The sequence below is a fragment of the Mesorhizobium sp. L103C119B0 genome (genome assembly GCF_000502235.1).
Classification (GTDB): domain Bacteria; phylum Pseudomonadota; class Alphaproteobacteria; order Rhizobiales; family Rhizobiaceae; genus Mesorhizobium.
In genome coordinates, this window is sequence record NZ_AYXE01000006.1 from 354,464 (window position 1) to 369,471 (window position 15,008).

Annotated in this window: 12 protein-coding genes and 1 pseudogene; 10 read left to right on the forward strand and 3 right to left on the reverse strand. The window is 62.7% G+C overall.

Annotated elements, in window-relative coordinates; translation table 11 throughout:
* The first annotated feature begins 127 nt into the window (after nt 1-127).
* Genes X728_RS154215 through X728_RS154205 form a run of 3 tightly spaced genes read left to right on the forward strand, consistent with a single transcriptional unit; the run spans nt 128 to nt 4,324 of the window.
* On the forward strand, nt 128-1,216 hold the full coding sequence (locus tag X728_RS154215; RefSeq protein WP_023669990.1) for a hypothetical protein: 1,089 nt from the start codon (nt 128-130) through the stop codon (nt 1,214-1,216).
* Between the two features lie 27 nt (nt 1,217-1,243).
* On the forward strand, nt 1,244-2,389 hold the full coding sequence (locus X728_RS154210) for a hypothetical protein (RefSeq protein ID WP_023669989.1): 1,146 nt from the start codon (nt 1,244-1,246) through the stop codon (nt 2,387-2,389).
* A gap of 24 nt (nt 2,390-2,413) precedes the next feature.
* Nucleotides 2,414-4,324, forward strand: a complete 1,911-nt coding sequence (locus tag X728_RS154205; protein WP_023831438.1) for an ATP-binding protein — start codon at nt 2,414-2,416, stop codon at nt 4,322-4,324.
* A gap of 144 nt (nt 4,325-4,468) precedes the next feature.
* On the opposite strand, the gene X728_RS1000000170295 is transcribed toward X728_RS154205, so the two are convergent.
* The gene (locus X728_RS1000000170295; protein ID WP_023749803.1) at nt 4,469-4,606 is read right to left on the reverse strand and encodes a hypothetical protein; all 138 of its coding nucleotides are present in this window, start codon (nt 4,604-4,606) and stop codon (nt 4,469-4,471) included.
* A gap of 261 nt (nt 4,607-4,867) precedes the next feature.
* On the opposite strand from X728_RS1000000170295, the gene X728_RS154200 reads away from it, so the two are divergent.
* From X728_RS154200 to X728_RS154190, 3 genes are all read left to right on the forward strand, one after another.
* On the forward strand, nt 4,868-6,172 hold the full coding sequence (locus X728_RS154200) for a DUF6638 family protein (RefSeq protein WP_023683664.1): 1,305 nt from the start codon (nt 4,868-4,870) through the stop codon (nt 6,170-6,172).
* A gap of 16 nt (nt 6,173-6,188) precedes the next feature.
* Nucleotides 6,189-7,313, forward strand: coding sequence for a DUF2333 family protein (locus X728_RS154195; RefSeq protein WP_023831439.1), 1,125 nt, complete (start codon nt 6,189-6,191; stop codon nt 7,311-7,313).
* Between the two features lie 312 nt (nt 7,314-7,625).
* The gene (locus X728_RS154190) at nt 7,626-9,305 is read left to right on the forward strand and encodes a formate--tetrahydrofolate ligase (RefSeq protein ID WP_023831440.1); all 1,680 of its coding nucleotides are present in this window, start codon (nt 7,626-7,628) and stop codon (nt 9,303-9,305) included.
* 74 nt (nt 9,306-9,379) lie between these two features.
* Here the strand turns inward: X728_RS154190 and X728_RS154185 are convergent, their stop codons facing one another.
* Nucleotides 9,380-10,015, reverse strand: a complete 636-nt coding sequence (locus X728_RS154185; RefSeq protein WP_023831441.1) for an isochorismatase family protein — start codon at nt 10,013-10,015, stop codon at nt 9,380-9,382.
* A 127-nt stretch (nt 10,016-10,142) separates the two neighbouring features.
* Here X728_RS154185 and X728_RS154180 point away from each other — a divergent pair, with 127 nt between their 5' ends.
* A complete protein-coding gene (locus X728_RS154180) occupies nt 10,143-11,138 on the forward strand; it encodes a helix-turn-helix domain-containing protein (protein ID WP_023831442.1) in 996 nt (331 codons plus the stop codon).
* A 15-nt stretch (nt 11,139-11,153) separates the two neighbouring features.
* On the opposite strand, the pseudogene X728_RS01000000166670 reads toward X728_RS154180, so the two are convergent.
* Nucleotides 11,154-11,710 (reverse strand): annotated as a pseudogene (locus X728_RS01000000166670) (sugar O-acetyltransferase).
* 154 nt (nt 11,711-11,864) lie between these two features.
* Between X728_RS01000000166670 and X728_RS154175 the strand changes: the two are divergent.
* The 3 genes from X728_RS154175 to X728_RS154165 all read left to right on the forward strand — a co-directional run bounded on the left by X728_RS154175 (nt 11,865) and on the right by X728_RS154165 (nt 15,008).
* On the forward strand, nt 11,865-12,326 hold the full coding sequence (locus X728_RS154175) for a membrane protein (RefSeq protein WP_023831443.1): 462 nt from the start codon (nt 11,865-11,867) through the stop codon (nt 12,324-12,326).
* The gene (locus X728_RS154170) at nt 12,323-13,714 is read left to right on the forward strand and encodes an FAD-containing oxidoreductase (protein ID WP_023831444.1); all 1,392 of its coding nucleotides are present in this window, start codon (nt 12,323-12,325) and stop codon (nt 13,712-13,714) included. Before X728_RS154175 ends, X728_RS154170 begins: the two co-directional genes overlap by 4 nt.
* Nucleotides 13,715-13,829: 115 nt before the next feature.
* Complete coding sequence (locus tag X728_RS154165) at nt 13,830-15,008, forward strand: MFS transporter (RefSeq protein ID WP_023831445.1); 1,179 nt, start codon at nt 13,830-13,832, stop codon at nt 15,006-15,008.

A 15,008-nucleotide genomic window follows, 5' to 3' on the forward strand; every position in this document is an offset into this window, starting at 1 on the left:
TCAAGACGACCAGGCATTTTTTTGTTTTCGGGGCGGGTCTTGTCTTGCGTCTTTCAATCCCCTGATACCCCACATATATTCGCCGCTGTTCGCAGCCAGCGACCGGAAGCCGAAGCGGGAGGCCCCTATGGCGACATTGCAGAATTTCGATGCCGAAATTGCCAAGACCAGGCAGGTCGTGCAGGACATGCGCTCCAAGATCGAGCAGTCGGGCACGGTGCTTGATACGCTGGCCACCGCCGACAAGAAGATCGGCGACGCCAATTTCGACATCGAGAATGCCCGCATTGAGGACGTGCTGAAGCAGCAGAAGGTGATGGAAGGCAACATTGCCGACCTGATCATCGGGCTGGAAGACGCCACCAACGTCTTCGGCACTGAATTCGAGAGCATGAAGAACTACACCGGCTGGGAAAGCTTCGTCGGTGTCTTCTCGGCGCAACGCAAGCAGCGCATGCGCACCGACCGCGTCCGCAACATGTCGCTGGCCGGCAATCTGCAGGAGCTTCTGGTCAAGTCCGACACCATCGTCGGCATCCTGAAAGCGCAGAAAGAGGTCCTCGACCAGCGCTACAAGACCTCGGAAAACAGCCTGTCGCAGGTGATCGAGCGCCGCAAGGTCACCATGACCAACCTCGAGGCGGTGCAGAAGCGCATCGAGGAGGTCAATCCGCTGCTGCTCGACATCGAAAACAAGATCGCCGCTTCTACCAGTCAGAAGGAGCGCACGCAGCTTGAGGGCGAGCGCTCGAAACTGGCGACCGAATACAATGAAAAGCAAGCCAAGGAGCAGGAGCTTCTGGCCGAGAGCCAGACGCTGGAACGCTACACCTCGATGTTCCAGACCTTCGTCGATTCGCTCAACAATCAGATCGCAGCGCAGTCGACGCTTATCAACAAGCTGACCATCGATACCGAGCAGCGCATCGTGCTCTACAAGGCACTGGAAGATTCCTTGAAGACCGCCGCCCAGCAGGATGTCGCCCACAAGATCAACACGCTGGGCAGCCAGGTCGACAACACCGCCGAAGAGACCATGGCCGGCATTGGCGCCGCCTCGCAAAAGCACATCGGCGATCTTCTCGAAATGCACGAGAAGAACATGGTCGCCAGCTCCGACATCCAGCGCCGCAAGAAGCTCGCCGACGACGCCTTCGCCCGCCGTTTCGACGACGTGATGAAGAAGCACAATTCGGCCAACTACGTGCAGTCGTAAGGAGCGGCTGCACGCGGGCACACCGGCATGACTCCCGAAAACGAAGCGGCGGCGCGCTATTTTTCCGCCATCACGGCGGCACTCAGCGGCCTCGAAGTGTTCATGCGCGACGACCGCTCGCCGCTTTACCGGCACGGCATCGTCGCCAAGATTGTCGCCGAATACATTGCCCGGCTGGACAAATCGTTTTCCTGCTGGCGCAACCGGCTCGGCTTCATGGACACGTTCCGCATTTCGCGCGCCGACAGCGGCTATCCCGTCTTCCAGAACCTGCTCGAACTGGAAAACGACCGCCGCCAGGCCGAGGCGCGGCTGGCCAACATTCCGCTGGCCGGCGAATTGCGCGAGGAAATGGCCGACTTCATCCTGCGCCACAAGGAATTCCCCGAAGCGCTGCAGAAGTCGATGGCCGAGCGGCTCTATCTCGAGGACGTCAAGAGCGAACAGACTTTTGGCCCGTTCTCGCTGGCGCAGACGGCCAAGGTCTCGGTCAATCCAAAGACCGGGCGCCCCTATTACCTCGTGCACTGGGCGAGCTTCGACGGCAGCGCCAACCTGCCGCTGGTCTACATGGTGACGGTGGAGGATTCCTCCGAAAGCATGATCCGGCAGCTCGTTGACAGCAGCGGCAAGCTCAATGAACGGGTCGACATCCCGCTGCCGGTGGACGGCCTGCTCAACCCCGAACTCGCCCATCGCTTCGACGATTTCACCGAGAAGAATTCCGCCTACACGCTTTCGCCCGCAACGATTGCGGTCAATCTCGACAAGGATTTCGAGCCGCTGCACCCTAAGCAGCTGCGCCGCGTCGTGCTCGGCCCCTTTTATTCCGCAGGCATTACGGACAACAATTCGACCGTGACCGAGGTGCTGGCCAAGGTGCGCAAACCGGAAAATGCCTGGCTGCTCACCTGGACCATCCAGGAGGTCTACTCCAAGGGCGAGAAACCCGGCCGCAAGGGCCTGTTTTCGAGCGAGAAGACCACGCAGGAATTCTTTATCAACACCGACGATCTCGAAGCCGCGCGCCAGGGTGTGTCGAGCTACGAGAACCACGCCCTGATCCCGCACGAAGCCTATCAAGCACTCTACGCCGCCGGCGAAGCTCAAAAGATCTTTTCCGGCTACAAGGTTCACATCCTGTCAAATGGGCAGGTGATTTCAGATGTCTGACCGTCACATCGCGGAGCATCCTTCATGGACACCGGCCTGACCACCATTCCGGAAGCGGCTATCGAAAAGCACCGCGCAACCGCGCAAAGCTTCATCACTCGCGTCGTCGTGCTGGAGGATCCTTCACGCGAATCCGGCACCGCGCTTGCCGGCACCAACCGCCGCTTCGTCTCCACCGTCTCGGTCGGCTCGGTGCGCCGCACACGCGAGGTCGAGCTTACCAAGACCGTCGCCGCGATCCATCCCGACGACCAGTTGATGAGCATCCCGCAGCACACGCTTTTGTTTCGCGCCCGCCGCGGCCTGGCGATTGCGCTCGCCATTTCCGATGTCTTCGCCGAAGGCTCCGACCTTGAAAGCCTGCAGGCCAAGAACACCCGCGCACCGCTCGAAGGCGATGAAGCCGCGACCTTCAAGAAGCTTCTGTCAGCCTCTGCTTACGTTTCGGCCTTCAGCCTTGCCTCCTATCTGTTCCAGCTGATCGACAGCGATGGCGAGGCGCCCAACGATATCCCCGAACCCGACTTCCTGCTCGACACGCCGCAGGACGCGGTGAAGTCGATCGTGGCTGGGTTGGACAGGGCGATCACCGGGTCGAAGGACGATGGCGACCTGACGACCCGGGCGCGTGCTTTCGCCCGTGTTGCCATTGATGGGCTGCTGGCCCGCAAGGGCCGCTTCGACGGCATCGGCCCGTTCGAGAACGCCCATATCCGCATCGACGCCGACGATTTCACCCTCGACGGCTTCGACGTCGCGCCCGGCAAGCGCTCCAAGCCGCTGGTGATGACCTTCAAGAAGCCCGAAGAGGTCGTCGGCAACCACATCGCCAAATACCAGTCGGTCAAGCTCGCCAAGATGCTGATGGCCTATGATTTCGAGCGCGAGCTGAACCCGTTCGTCGAGCTCGGCGGCTTCCTCTTCACCTTCATCGGCGATGGCGCGCCGGGCACCGGCAAGACGACGCTGATCCAGATGATCGCCGGCCTCGTCAACAATTATTGCCAGGTTGCCGGCTATCCCTTCGCCTATGAGAATTTCGGCGTCGACCAGATCTCGTCCTACCAGGGCAAATCCGGCCAGAACTGCCGCCAGTTCATCAACAATGTCTTGAACCCACGCGTCATCGGCTTCGGCACCGTCGACGACATCGACCAGGTGGCGGCCCGCCGCTCCGACGACCGCGCCTCGGCCGGCCAACAGGAAATCACCGGCGTCTTGATGGACGCCTTTGCCGGCGCCGGCACGGTGGTGCGCGGCAATTGCTCGTTCGGCATGTTTTCCAACTATCCCGAAAATGTCGACGATGCGCTGCGCCAGCGCGCCGGCGCCCGCTGGCTGGTCGACGGCCCACAGAGCCGCGACGACTATATCGACATCTTCGTCCTGCTTGCCGGCAAGAACCACAAGATCCCACTCGGCGACCACAAGCTCTACGCCGCGCAGGAGATCCAGCGCGCGGTGACCGAAGCCTATGAGGAGCACGAGAAGCCTCAGGAAGACGGGCTGATGAAGGTCTATGAGCGCTACATGAAGGAGAATGGCGCGCCGAAATCGATGGCCGACATCGGCACTTATCTGCACCTGATCAAGGATGCCGAGCCGCGCTTCACCGGCCGAGCCATCAAGAACGTCACCGACGCCATCAAGATGCGCGCCATGGACATCGAGCTGCCCGACGACTGGTTCGAGAAGCCGGAAGCCTTCATGCACAAGGGTTACAACGAAAAGAAAGCCATGATCGAGGAACTGCGTGGGCCGTTCTCGATGGACATGGTCATGCAGGAGATCAACCGCTACGCCGACTCGGAGTTCCGCTATTCCGACAAATCCGACGACGCCGCGGTGGAGAAGCTGCTGCGCGACGCACGCCTGCGCGAACGGGCGGGACGCGAGATGGAGGAGATGAAGAAGAAGGGGCTCTGGAATGCGTGAGCTTCCTTCGCTGCCCGCGGGTGCTGAAAGGCTTGGCGCTAACGCTGACGCCCCCCTCTCCCCGTCCTTNGCGTGAGCTTCCTTCGCTGCCCGCGGGTGCTGAAAGGCTTGGCGCTAACGCTGACGCCCCCCTCTCCCCGTCCTTCACGGGGAGAGGGTAAGGGTGAGGGGCGGCGCATGCGTGGACCAGAGATCGCTACGACCATACTGGCAGCTATCGAACAGCGCCTCGATCGGCACATCCGGACCAATGATCTTCGATTTATTGACGCCAAAGGCCATGGGGAGACATGTCCTTGAATGCTAGCGCTGCCCCTCACCCTTACCCTCTCCCCGTGAAGAACGGGGAGAGGGAGGCGTCAGCGTTGGCGCTTCGCCACAACAGGCAACGCCACTCGNTGCGTGAGCTTCCTTCGCTGCCCGCGGGTGCTGAAAGGCTTGGCGCTAACGCTGACGCCCCCCTCTCCCCGTGAAGAACGGGGAGAGGGAGGCGTCAGCGTTGGCGCTTCGCCACAACAGGCAACGCCACTCGGAACGTTCTGCATGAGCCACGCCAAAAAGCCCGACCTTCTCCGCGACAATGAGCTGATCTACGGTCGCTTGCTCACCGTCGACGAGTCGCACCTCATCCAGCGCTACAACAAGGCGCTTGTTGCCTTCGGCCTCAAGCCCACCAAGCTGAAGAGCTTCCAGATCGACCGCACCGGCTTCTCGCCCGAAGTGGCCGAGGAATGCGGCGATTACGATTATCTCGACCCCAATGAGGTCAACCGCCGCTTCATCATCCTGACGCCGTCGCAGATCGATCTGCCGGTGGTGCACACCGCCTTTTCCAACACCTCGCAGCTGATGTTCGAGTTCATGTCCAAGAACCAGCGCGCCATCGATGCGCTGACCATCAAGGATGTCATCTACGGCGAGATCGAGGATTCCGTTCCCCTGGTCAACGACATCGAGGATCTGCTGTCGATCAGCCAGGTCGAGTTCAGGGTGCTTTCGGCCGAGGACGTGCTGGGCAAGGCCGCCGAACTCGGCAAGCTGGTCGACCGGCTGAAGCAGGAGCCCGATGCCTGGCGCGACAACACCATGCTGAGCCGTATGGTGGAGCTGGCGAAGGTCTGCGGCGATATCCGTGAGAATGCGCTGGTGCCCGACCAGGTGATCTTCCGCCACAACGCCTACTGGACCAGCCATTTCGGCGGCGTCTACGTCTTCGTCGATCCTGATATGACTACCGTCATCGGCGACCCGGCCGCCCCCGGCTTTCGCCGTTCGCGGCCTTGGCAGGTCAGCTATCTCTCGATCAACGATGCCGACAAGGTGTTCAAGTTCCTGGCCAGCACCGGCCGCATCGAATTGCCGCGCGCGTCATGGGTCGAAAGCTCGGGCTATCTCGAGCATCGCGCCGAGATGGTGGTGCGCTCTCTCATCCGCGACACAGAGCCGAACCGCAATTTGACCGAGGTCGACAAGGTCTGGCTGCAGACCTGGATCCATGGCCATGCCGATCTGATCACCAAGGACGGCAATTTCCCCTTTCTCAACGCCGCCAAGCGTGAGATCGCCCAGCTCGGCCATCTCAAGATCGAGGATGTGTTTCCGCAACAGCGCTTCCTGGTCGTGCGTGGCAAGCCCGACCATCCCGACGCCTGGCTGACCAACCAGCTGATCTCGGATTTCGTGCCGCAGGACTTTGTCTCGCGTTACGTCTTCAACAAGCCGGGCTTCTACAAGGACTATGACGGCTACAGCGACGCCTGGCGGTCGCATGTTGTGGACGTTCTGAAAACCACATATTTGAAAGACAAAGTGGCGTTTCGCACGCGCCTTTACGGCCTGACTGACTGAGGGGTGAACGAGAGCCATGCTTGATCCGATCGTGAATTTCTTCACCCGCATCTTCCAATGGATAGGCCGCGGCATCGGCCTCGTCATTGGCGCGATCCTGTGGCCGTTCCTCTGGGCTGGGCGCTGGTATACGCAGCGCGGCTGGATCCTGAAGGCTGTGGTCGGCCTCGCGCTTCTGGTGTTGATCGGTCTCTACGCCAATTTCTTCTACGCCACCCAGTGGTGGAACAAGTTCGATCCCAACTACGTCGACAAATACACCTTCGAGAACCGCAACATTTCCGCCGGCGAACAGGTCGCGGCCGGCGCCGGCACCGACACCGCCAAGACCTGCGGCAATTCGGGCATCGCCCAGGTGGCGGCCGACCTGACGGACTTCAACGTCAACCAGAATGCCTGGATCTCGTCGATGATCCTCTACAAAATCGGCCTGTTCGGCATCGACTGGGACAACACGCCGTTCATGGACAACAAGGCCTCGTTCCAGCGCGGCATCAACCAGGCGGTGCGGCGCACCGCCACCGAGCTTGCCGACAATCTCGGGCGTGTTCGCACCACATCGCAGATCGACGGCGACCTGCAGGATGCGCGCGGCAATCTGCAGTTCGACGAGGAGACCTGGTATTTCGGCCTCAACCCGTTCGGCCCCAAGACGCCGACGCCGAGCTATTATCGCGATGCCGTCACCAAGCTGCGCTCCTTCAACGCCCGCCTCGGCAGCTGCCAGGCGACGTTCGATGCCCGCGCCGACAATCTGAAGCAGTATATCGACCGCATCTCCTCCGACATCGGTTCCACCTCCGCGATCCTCAAGGAGCGCGCCGAAAACCATAACAATGGCTGGTTCGACTTCCGCGCCGACGACCGCTTCTGGTTCGCCTATGCCCAGCTCTATGCCTATTACGGCCTGATGAAAGGCGCCCAGGCCGACTTCGAGGACGTCATCAAGGAAAAGCATCTCGGCAATCTGTGGGACACGATGGATGCGCAATTCGTCTCGGCGCTGCGCATCCAGCCCTTCATCATCGCCAATGGCCGCGAGGATGGCTGGATCATGCCGACGCACCTGACGACGATGGGTTTCTACGTGCTTCGCGTGCGCTCCAACATGGTCGAGATCAGCAACGTCCTGACTCAGTAGCGTTCACAGCTTTCCCGGCGAGCGATGGCGAATTTGCGCCGTCGCCTCTGTCGCATTCCGTGCATTGGGCGGCTGTTTTGAGACGGCGGAACGTCGCGTCCTCTGGCTTCTATACGGCGCGGCAACGGAGCCAGGAAGAACCGGCGACAGGTCGGCCGGCCGCGGAGACACTTTCTTCATAGGAAACATAGTTGCATGCAAGTTGACGCCTCGGGAGCGACAGGGTTAGAACATGCCCGCGCCCGGGTTCAACATGCCTGCGAGTGAGATCAAACCCGTCCCCTCCACCGTCCAATCCGAAGGAAAGCCGTCATGGCCGAAGTGAAGTCCGACATCGAGATCGCGCGCGGCGCCAAGAAAAAGCAGATCCAGGAGATCGGCGCCAAGATCGGCATCCCGACCGAGCACCTTTTGCCCTACGGCCACGACAAGGCGAAGATTTCGGCCGAATTCATCAAATCGGTGAAGGCCAACAAGGACGGCAAGCTGATCCTCGTCACCGCCATCAACCCGACGCCGGCCGGCGAAGGCAAGACGACCACCACCGTCGGCCTTGGTGACGGTCTGAACCGCATCGGCAAGAAGGCGATCGTCTGCATCCGCGAGGCTTCGCTCGGCCCGAATTTCGGCGTCAAGGGCGGTGCTGCCGGCGGCGGCTACGCGCAGGTCGTGCCGATGGAGGACATGAACCTCCACTTCACCGGCGACTTCCACGCCATCACCACGGCGCACAACCTTCTGTCAGCGCTGATCGACAACCACATCTACTGGGGCAATGAGCTCGGCATCGACACCCGCCGCGTCGCCTGGCGCCGCGTCATGGACATGAACGACCGGGCGCTGCGCGAAATCATCTGCTCGCTCGGCGGCGTCGCCAACGGCTATCCGCGCGAGGCCGGCTTCGACATCACCGTCGCCTCGGAAGTCATGGCTATCCTGTGCCTTTCCACCGACCTCAAGGATCTGGAAAAGCGCCTTGGCGACATCATCGTCGCCTACCGCCGCGACAAGACGCCGGTCTATGCCCGCGACCTCAAGGCCGACGGCGCCATGGCGGTGCTGCTGAAGGACGCCATGCAGCCAAACCTGGTGCAGACGCTGGAAAACAACCCGGCCTTCGTCCATGGCGGTCCGTTCGCCAACATCGCCCATGGCTGCAACTCGGTCGTCGCCACCACGACGGCGCTGAAGCTCGCCGACTACGTCGTCACCGAAGCCGGCTTCGGCGCCGACCTCGGTGCTGAAAAATTCTTCGACATCAAGTGCCGCAAGGCGGGTTTGAAGCCGGCGGCTGCCGTCATCGTCGCCACGGTGCGCGCCATGAAGATGAATGGCGGCGTCAAGAAGGAAGACCTCGGCAAGGAAAACATCGAGGCAGTCAAGAAGGGCTGCCTCAATCTGGGCCGCCACATCGAGAATGTGAAACAGTTCGGCGTGCCTGCGATCGTGGCGATCAATCATTTCACCACCGATACCGAGGTGGAAATCCAGGCGATGAAGGATTTCGTCGCCTCGCTCGGCGCCGAGGCGATCCTGTGCAAGCATTGGGCCAATGGCTCTGCCGGCATTGAGGAGTTGGCGCGCAAGGTCGTCGAGATCGCCGAATCCGGCGCCTCGCAGTTCGCGCCGCTCTATCCCGACGCAATGCCGCTGTTCGAGAAGATCAACACCATCGTCCAGCGCATCTATCGCGGCGACGAGGCGATCGCCGACAAGTCGGTGCGCGACCAGCTGCATGCCTGGGAGCAGGCCGGCTACGGGCACCTGCCGGTCTGCATGGCCAAGACCCAATATTCCTTCTCGACCGACCCGAACCTGCGCGGCGCGCCGACCGGGCACACCGTGCCGGTACGCGAGGTCAGGCTTTCGGCGGGCGCCGGCTTCGTCGTCGTCATCTGCGGTGAGGTCATGACCATGCCCGGCCTGCCCAAGGCGCCGTCCTCGGAAAAAATCTTCCTCAACGAGATCGGCCAGATCGAAGGCCTGTTCTGAAAATTTCGAGATCGTTGCGAGATCCAAGAAGGGCGGCCACTGGCCGCCCTTTTGCTTTTCGGGGACAGATTTGCCTATGCAGCGTTGCGCGCCAGCGCGCGCTGGTTGGACGCATAGGGCGTGTCGCGTTCGGGCAAAGCACCGGTCTTCAGGCAATCGATCCATTCGGCGGTCTCGAGCACGGCCGCAAAGCGCGACTGCAGGATGATGGACACCACGCGGTGGATCTCCTCGGCCGAGGCGTAGCCGGCGCCGTTGGCGTAAGGCAGCGAACCGGTGGCGTCGGACAGGAACTCGACCGCAAAGCCGACATGCGCGGCGTGGATGATGCTCGACAGGTCGCAATTATGCGTGTAGCCGATCACCGTTATCGTATCGATGGTATTGGCGCGCAGCCACGCCTCGAGGTCGGTGCCGGCAAAGGCGCTAGGCAGTGACTTCTCGACATAGTGGTCGCGGCTTCGCCGGGCGATCTCGGGATGCAGTTCGCCGCCATGGCTGCCCTTGGCGAAGACTGGCGAGGTCTCGGGCGCCATCTGCTTGACGACCACCACCTTCACGCCGGCCGCAGCGGCGGCATCCATAGCGCGCGCGACATTGACGACGCTGTCGCGGAACGGTGGATACTGGATGGCGAGGTTGCCGCCATCATAATCATTCTGGACATCGATAACGATGAGTGCGCGGCGCGGCGTGATATTGGCGGACATGGTGTTCTCCTTCGGGCTTGAATGGGACAGGTCGAAAATAGACGGATCGCCCGACTGCCAAAAGTGGCCCGATTGACATCATTCGAAAGAATTGGGACAATTCGCTTTTCGCTTGCTGGAAACACGCATGGCCGACCCGATCATTGCCGTTCTCGCCTTTGACGGCATCAGCCCGTTCCACCTCTCCGTGCCGTGCGTGGTGTTCGGCACCGACCGCACCAAGCTTGGCTTGCCGCGTTTCGACTTTCGCGTCTGCGCGCTCGACGATGGAGCGATCCACACCGATGCCGGGCTGACCATCGCGGTGCCGTATGGCCTTTCCGCATTCGACGATGCCGACATCGTCATCATTCCGAGCTGGAAGGATCTCGAGGCCCCACTTCCGCCGCCGCTCCTGGCAGCGCTCACCCACGCGCACCGGCGCGGTGCGGTGATCGTCGGCCTCTGTCTCGGCACCTTCGCCATTGCCGCCGCCGGGCTGCTTGCGGGCCGGCGTGCGACGACACATTGGGCCTCCACCGACCGGCTGCAAACATTATACCCGGACATCGAAGTCGACGCCGACGTGCTCTATGTCGACGACGGCGACATCGTCACCTCGGCCGGCGTCGCCGCCGGGCTCGATTGCTGCCTGCACATTGTGCGCGCCCGCTATGGCGCAGAGGTAGCGCTGCGGCTGGCCAGGCACATCGTGCTGTCGCCGCACCGGCAGGGTGGGCAAGCGCAGTTCATCGAGCGCCCGCTGGCGAAAACCCCGGCCACCGACCGCTTCACCCTGGCGCTCGACACGGTGCGGGCAACGCTCGGACAAACGCACAACCTCGACCGCGTCGCGGAGGCCGCGGGCCTGACCCGGCGCACTTTCACCCGCCGTTTCCAGAAATCGATCGGCACCAGCTTTGGCGAATGGTTGGCCGGCCAACGCATCGAACTGGCGCAACGGCTGCTGGAGGCGACGGAAAAATCGATGGACATGGTGGCCTTCGAAGCCGGCTTCGGCAGCGCCACCTCGCTGCGCCAGCATTTCGCCGCACGGCTCAAGACGTCACCGGCCCAATACCGGCGTGAATTCTCGCGGCGAGCCGGTCCGGACGAGCGCATGGCACGCATGGCTTCATACTGACCGCCCACGACGAGTTCAGCCCCGCTTGACCGCCCGCGCCGGATTGCCGACCACCGTGGTGTTGTCAGGCACGTCGCGCGTCACCACCGCGCCGGCGCCGACTATGGCGCCATCGCCGATGCTGATGCCGCCGAGGATGATGGCGCTGCCGCCGATCCAGGCGTCATTGCCAATGGTGACCGGCCGGGCAATCTCCAGTCCCGCCTGACGGCCCGCGGCCTCCTTGTGGTGCTCGGCGCAGTAGATCTGCACATTGGGCCGAGAAGCGTCCGCCTGCCGATACGCACCGGCGCGGTGTCGAGGATGGTGCAGCCGGCATTGAGGAAGGCGCCGTCGCCGAGATGGATGTTGAAACCGTAGGCGCAGTGGAACGGCGCCTCGATGCGGCCGCCCTCGCCCGTGCTGCCGAGCAGCACCGACAGCGCTGGACCGATATTGCCGCGTTGCTGGGGCGGTATCGTATTATGCTCGAACACCGCATCGCGCGCGATCACCCGCAGCGCCTCCAGTTCGTCGTCGATGCAGGTGTACCATTCGCCTGCAATCATCCTTGTGCGTTCGCTATCGGCCATCACAGCGACTCCGTCCCTTCGTCGTGTTCGACTGTTTACCAAAGTACAATGCTCACTGATGGAAGAAGCACCATCGCCTACTCTCGTCAAACGCAGGACCTATGCTAGCTTGCCCTCGTGGCCCAGTCCCGGGCCTGCTTTCGAGGGGATCGACATGCTCTATTTGCTTGCACTTCTGATCGGCGTCATTGCCGGTCTTCGCGCCATGACCGCGCCGGCCGCGATCGCCTGGGGCACTTATCTCGGCTGGCTGCCGGTGGCCGACACCTGGGCAAGTTTCATGGGCCATTGGGCCGCCGTCGGTATCTTCACCATCCTCGCCATCGTCGAACTGGTCACCGACCAGCTGCCCTCGACGCCGAGCCGCAAGGTGCCGCAGCAATTCGGCGCCCGCATCCTGCTTGGCGCCTTCAGCGGCGCGGTGATCGGCGCCACTGCCGGTTCCACCATTGGCGGCCTGATTGCCGGCGCCATCGGCGCCGTCATCGGCACCTATGGCGGCGCCGAAGCGCGCGGCCGGTTGGCCGCCGCCTTCGGCAAGGATTTGCCTGCCGCCCTCATCGAGGACGCGGTGGCGATCATCGGCGGCCTGCTGATCGTGGCGGCGGTGGTATGACTGCCCAAGCCTCAGACGCCAAGACATACGACGCCATCATCATCGGCGCCGGACAGGCCGGCCCTCCTCTCGCCGGCCGGCTGACGTCAGCCGGCATGAGCGTGGCGCTGATCGAGCGCAAGCTGGTCGGCGGCACCTGCGTCAACACCGGCTGCATGCCGACCAAGACCATGGTCGCCAGCGCCTATGCCGCGCATCTGGCGCGGCGTGCCGCGGACTACGGCGTGACGTTCTCAGGCCCTGTCGGCGTGAACTACAAGAGGATCAAGGCGCGCAAGGACAAGGTCACAAACGACTCCCGCAGCAATCTGGAGACGTGGATCGCCGGCATGAAGGGCTGCACGCTTTATCGCGGCCATGCCCGCTTCGAATCCGCCAACACCGTGCGTGTCGGCGACGACCTTCTGACCGCCGAAAAGATCTTCCTCAACACCGGCGGCCGCGCCTCAGTGCCCGACCTGCCCGGCGTCAACGACGTCGACTACCTCACCAACTCCTCGATGATGGACCTCGACGTTTTGCCGCGCCATCTCATCGTCGTCGGCGGCAGCTACATCTCTCTTGAATTCGCGCAGATGTTTCGCCGCTTCGGCTCTGAAGTCACCGTCATCGAGAAGAGTTCGCGCCTGACCGGCCGCGAGGACGAGGACGTGTCGGCGGCCATCCTATCGATCCTCCAAAACGAAGCCATAGAAGTCCATGTCGGCGCCGACGACATCCGCTTTGCCAGACAGGGCAAGGACATCGCCGTGACCTTCTCGTCCGGCAAGCCGCCGGCGGTCGGCTCGCATGTGCTTCTGGCACTCGGCCGCACCCCCAACACCGACGATCTCGGTCTCGACAAGACCGGCATCGCGGTCGATCTGCGCGGCTTCGTCACCGTCGACGACCAGTTGCGCACCAGCGTGCCCGGCATCTGGGCGATGGGCGACTGCAACGGCAAGGGCGCCTTCACCCACACCTCCTACAACGACTATGAGATCGTCGCCGCCAATCTGCTCGACGACGATCCGCGCAAGGTCAGCGACCGCATCGAGGCCTATGCGCTTTACATCGATCCGCCGCTCGGCCGCTGCGGCATGACCGAGGCGGCGGTGAAGAAATCCGGGCGCAAGGCGCTGGTCGGCCAGCGACCAATGACCCGCGTCGGCCGCGCCATCGAAAAGGGCGAGACGCAAGGTTTCATGAAGATCCTGGTCGATGCCGACACCAGGGAAATCCTCGGCTGCTCCGTGCTCGGCCCCGGCGGCGACGAGGCAGTGCACTGCGTGCTCGACCTGATGTACGCCAAGGCGTCGGTCGATACGCTGGCGCGCGCCGTGCATATCCACCCCAACGTCTCGGAGCTGTTGCCAACCATCGCCCAGGAGCTGAAGCCGCTCGCCTGACATAGCCCCGCGTCAAGCTCAGCGCTTTCTGCATTGGTGCGTTGCAGCAATGTGCATTGCGCGCGGCAAGGCTTCTCGTTCAGTCTGAATTGAACCGATTCAGTCTGGATTTTCCATGCCTTTGCCGATCCTTGCGCTTGCCATTGCGTCCTTCTGCATCGGCACCACCGAATTCGTCATCATGGGCCTGTTGCCGGAGGTTGCGGCCGATCTCGGCGTGTCGATCCCCTCGGCCGGCCTGCTGGTCACCGGCTATGCGCTGGGCGTCGTCTTCGGCGCACCCATCGTCGCCATGGCCACCGCGCATCTGCCGCGCAAGCCAGTGTTGGTCGCGCTGACGGCGATGTTCGTCGTCGGCAATCTGCTCTGCGCCATTGCGCCCAATTACTGGCTTCTGATGGCCGCGCGCGTCTTCACCGCGTTCGGTCATGGCGCCTTTTTCGGCATTGGTTCCGTCGTTGCCGCCAGCCTGGTGCCGCGCAACAAGCGCGCCAGCGCCATGGCGATGATGTTCGCGGGATTGACGCTCTCCAACATTCTCGGCGTTCCTGCCGGCACCGCGCTTGGCGAAGCCTTCGGCTGGCGCTCCACCTTCTTCGCCGTCGTCGGCATCGGCCTGATCTCTGTTGCGGCCATCGCCTGGCTGGTGCCATCCAATGTCGCCGAACCGAGCGGCGGCGGCCTGCGCAGCGAACTGCGCGTGCTGGGCAAGCTGCAAGTCTGGCTCGCCATGCTGATCGCCTCGCTGGCCTCGGCCAGCCTGTTTGCCGTCTTCACCTACATCAAGCCCTACCTTACCGATGTCTCCGGCCTGTCGACCTCCGCGGTCACCTGGGTCCTGCTGCTGTTCGGCGCCGGCATGACCATAGGCAACATCATCGGCGGCCGGCTGGCCGACTGGAAATTGATGCCGACGGTCATCGGCACGCTGCTTTTGATGGCAGTTCTGTTTGTCGGCTTCACGCAGTTCGGCGCTATCGCCAGCGTCGCCATCGGCGTCGTCTTCTTGTGGGGACTGCTGATCTTCGTCGTCGTGCCGCCGCTGCAGATCCGCGTCGTCGAAGCGGCTTCGGAAGGGCCGAACCTCGCCGCCACGCTCAACCAGGGCGCATTCAATATCGGCAATGCCAGCGGCGCCTGGATCGGCGGCGTGGCTCTGTCGGCCGGCGTTTCCTATGCTCATTTGCCGCTGGTCGGCGCGGTGCTGGCCCTGCTGGCGGTCAGCGTAGCCGTTGTCTCGCAGGCGCTCGAAGGATCGGCGCCGATAACGACGGTTCCGGCCGCCGCCGAATAA

What these genes read in the sequence shown, in the direction of transcription:
- X728_RS154190 (WP_023831440.1), top strand. Translation starts at nt 7,626, where the DNA reads ATGGCCGAAGTGAAGTCCGACATCGAGATCGCGCGCGGCGCCAAGAAA.
- X728_RS154170 (WP_023831444.1), top strand. Translation starts at nt 12,323, where the DNA reads ATGACTGCCCAAGCCTCAGACGCCAAGACATACGACGCCATCATCATC.
- X728_RS154180 (WP_023831442.1), top strand. Translation starts at nt 10,143, where the DNA reads ATGGCCGACCCGATCATTGCCGTTCTCGCCTTTGACGGCATCAGCCCG.
- X728_RS1000000170295 (WP_023749803.1), bottom strand. Translation starts at nt 4,606, where the DNA reads ATGGCCTTTGGCGTCAATAAATCGAAGATCATTGGTCCGGATGTGCCG.
- X728_RS154210 (WP_023669989.1), top strand. Translation starts at nt 1,244, where the DNA reads ATGACTCCCGAAAACGAAGCGGCGGCGCGCTATTTTTCCGCCATCACG.
- X728_RS154175 (WP_023831443.1), top strand. Translation starts at nt 11,865, where the DNA reads ATGCTCTATTTGCTTGCACTTCTGATCGGCGTCATTGCCGGTCTTCGC.
- X728_RS154200 (WP_023683664.1), top strand. Translation starts at nt 4,868, where the DNA reads ATGAGCCACGCCAAAAAGCCCGACCTTCTCCGCGACAATGAGCTGATC.
- X728_RS154205 (WP_023831438.1), top strand. Translation starts at nt 2,414, where the DNA reads ATGGACACCGGCCTGACCACCATTCCGGAAGCGGCTATCGAAAAGCAC.
- X728_RS154195 (WP_023831439.1), top strand. Translation starts at nt 6,189, where the DNA reads ATGCTTGATCCGATCGTGAATTTCTTCACCCGCATCTTCCAATGGATA.
- X728_RS154185 (WP_023831441.1), bottom strand. Translation starts at nt 10,015, where the DNA reads ATGTCCGCCAATATCACGCCGCGCCGCGCACTCATCGTTATCGATGTC.
- X728_RS154165 (WP_023831445.1), top strand. Translation starts at nt 13,830, where the DNA reads ATGCCTTTGCCGATCCTTGCGCTTGCCATTGCGTCCTTCTGCATCGGC.
- X728_RS154215 (WP_023669990.1), top strand. Translation starts at nt 128, where the DNA reads ATGGCGACATTGCAGAATTTCGATGCCGAAATTGCCAAGACCAGGCAG.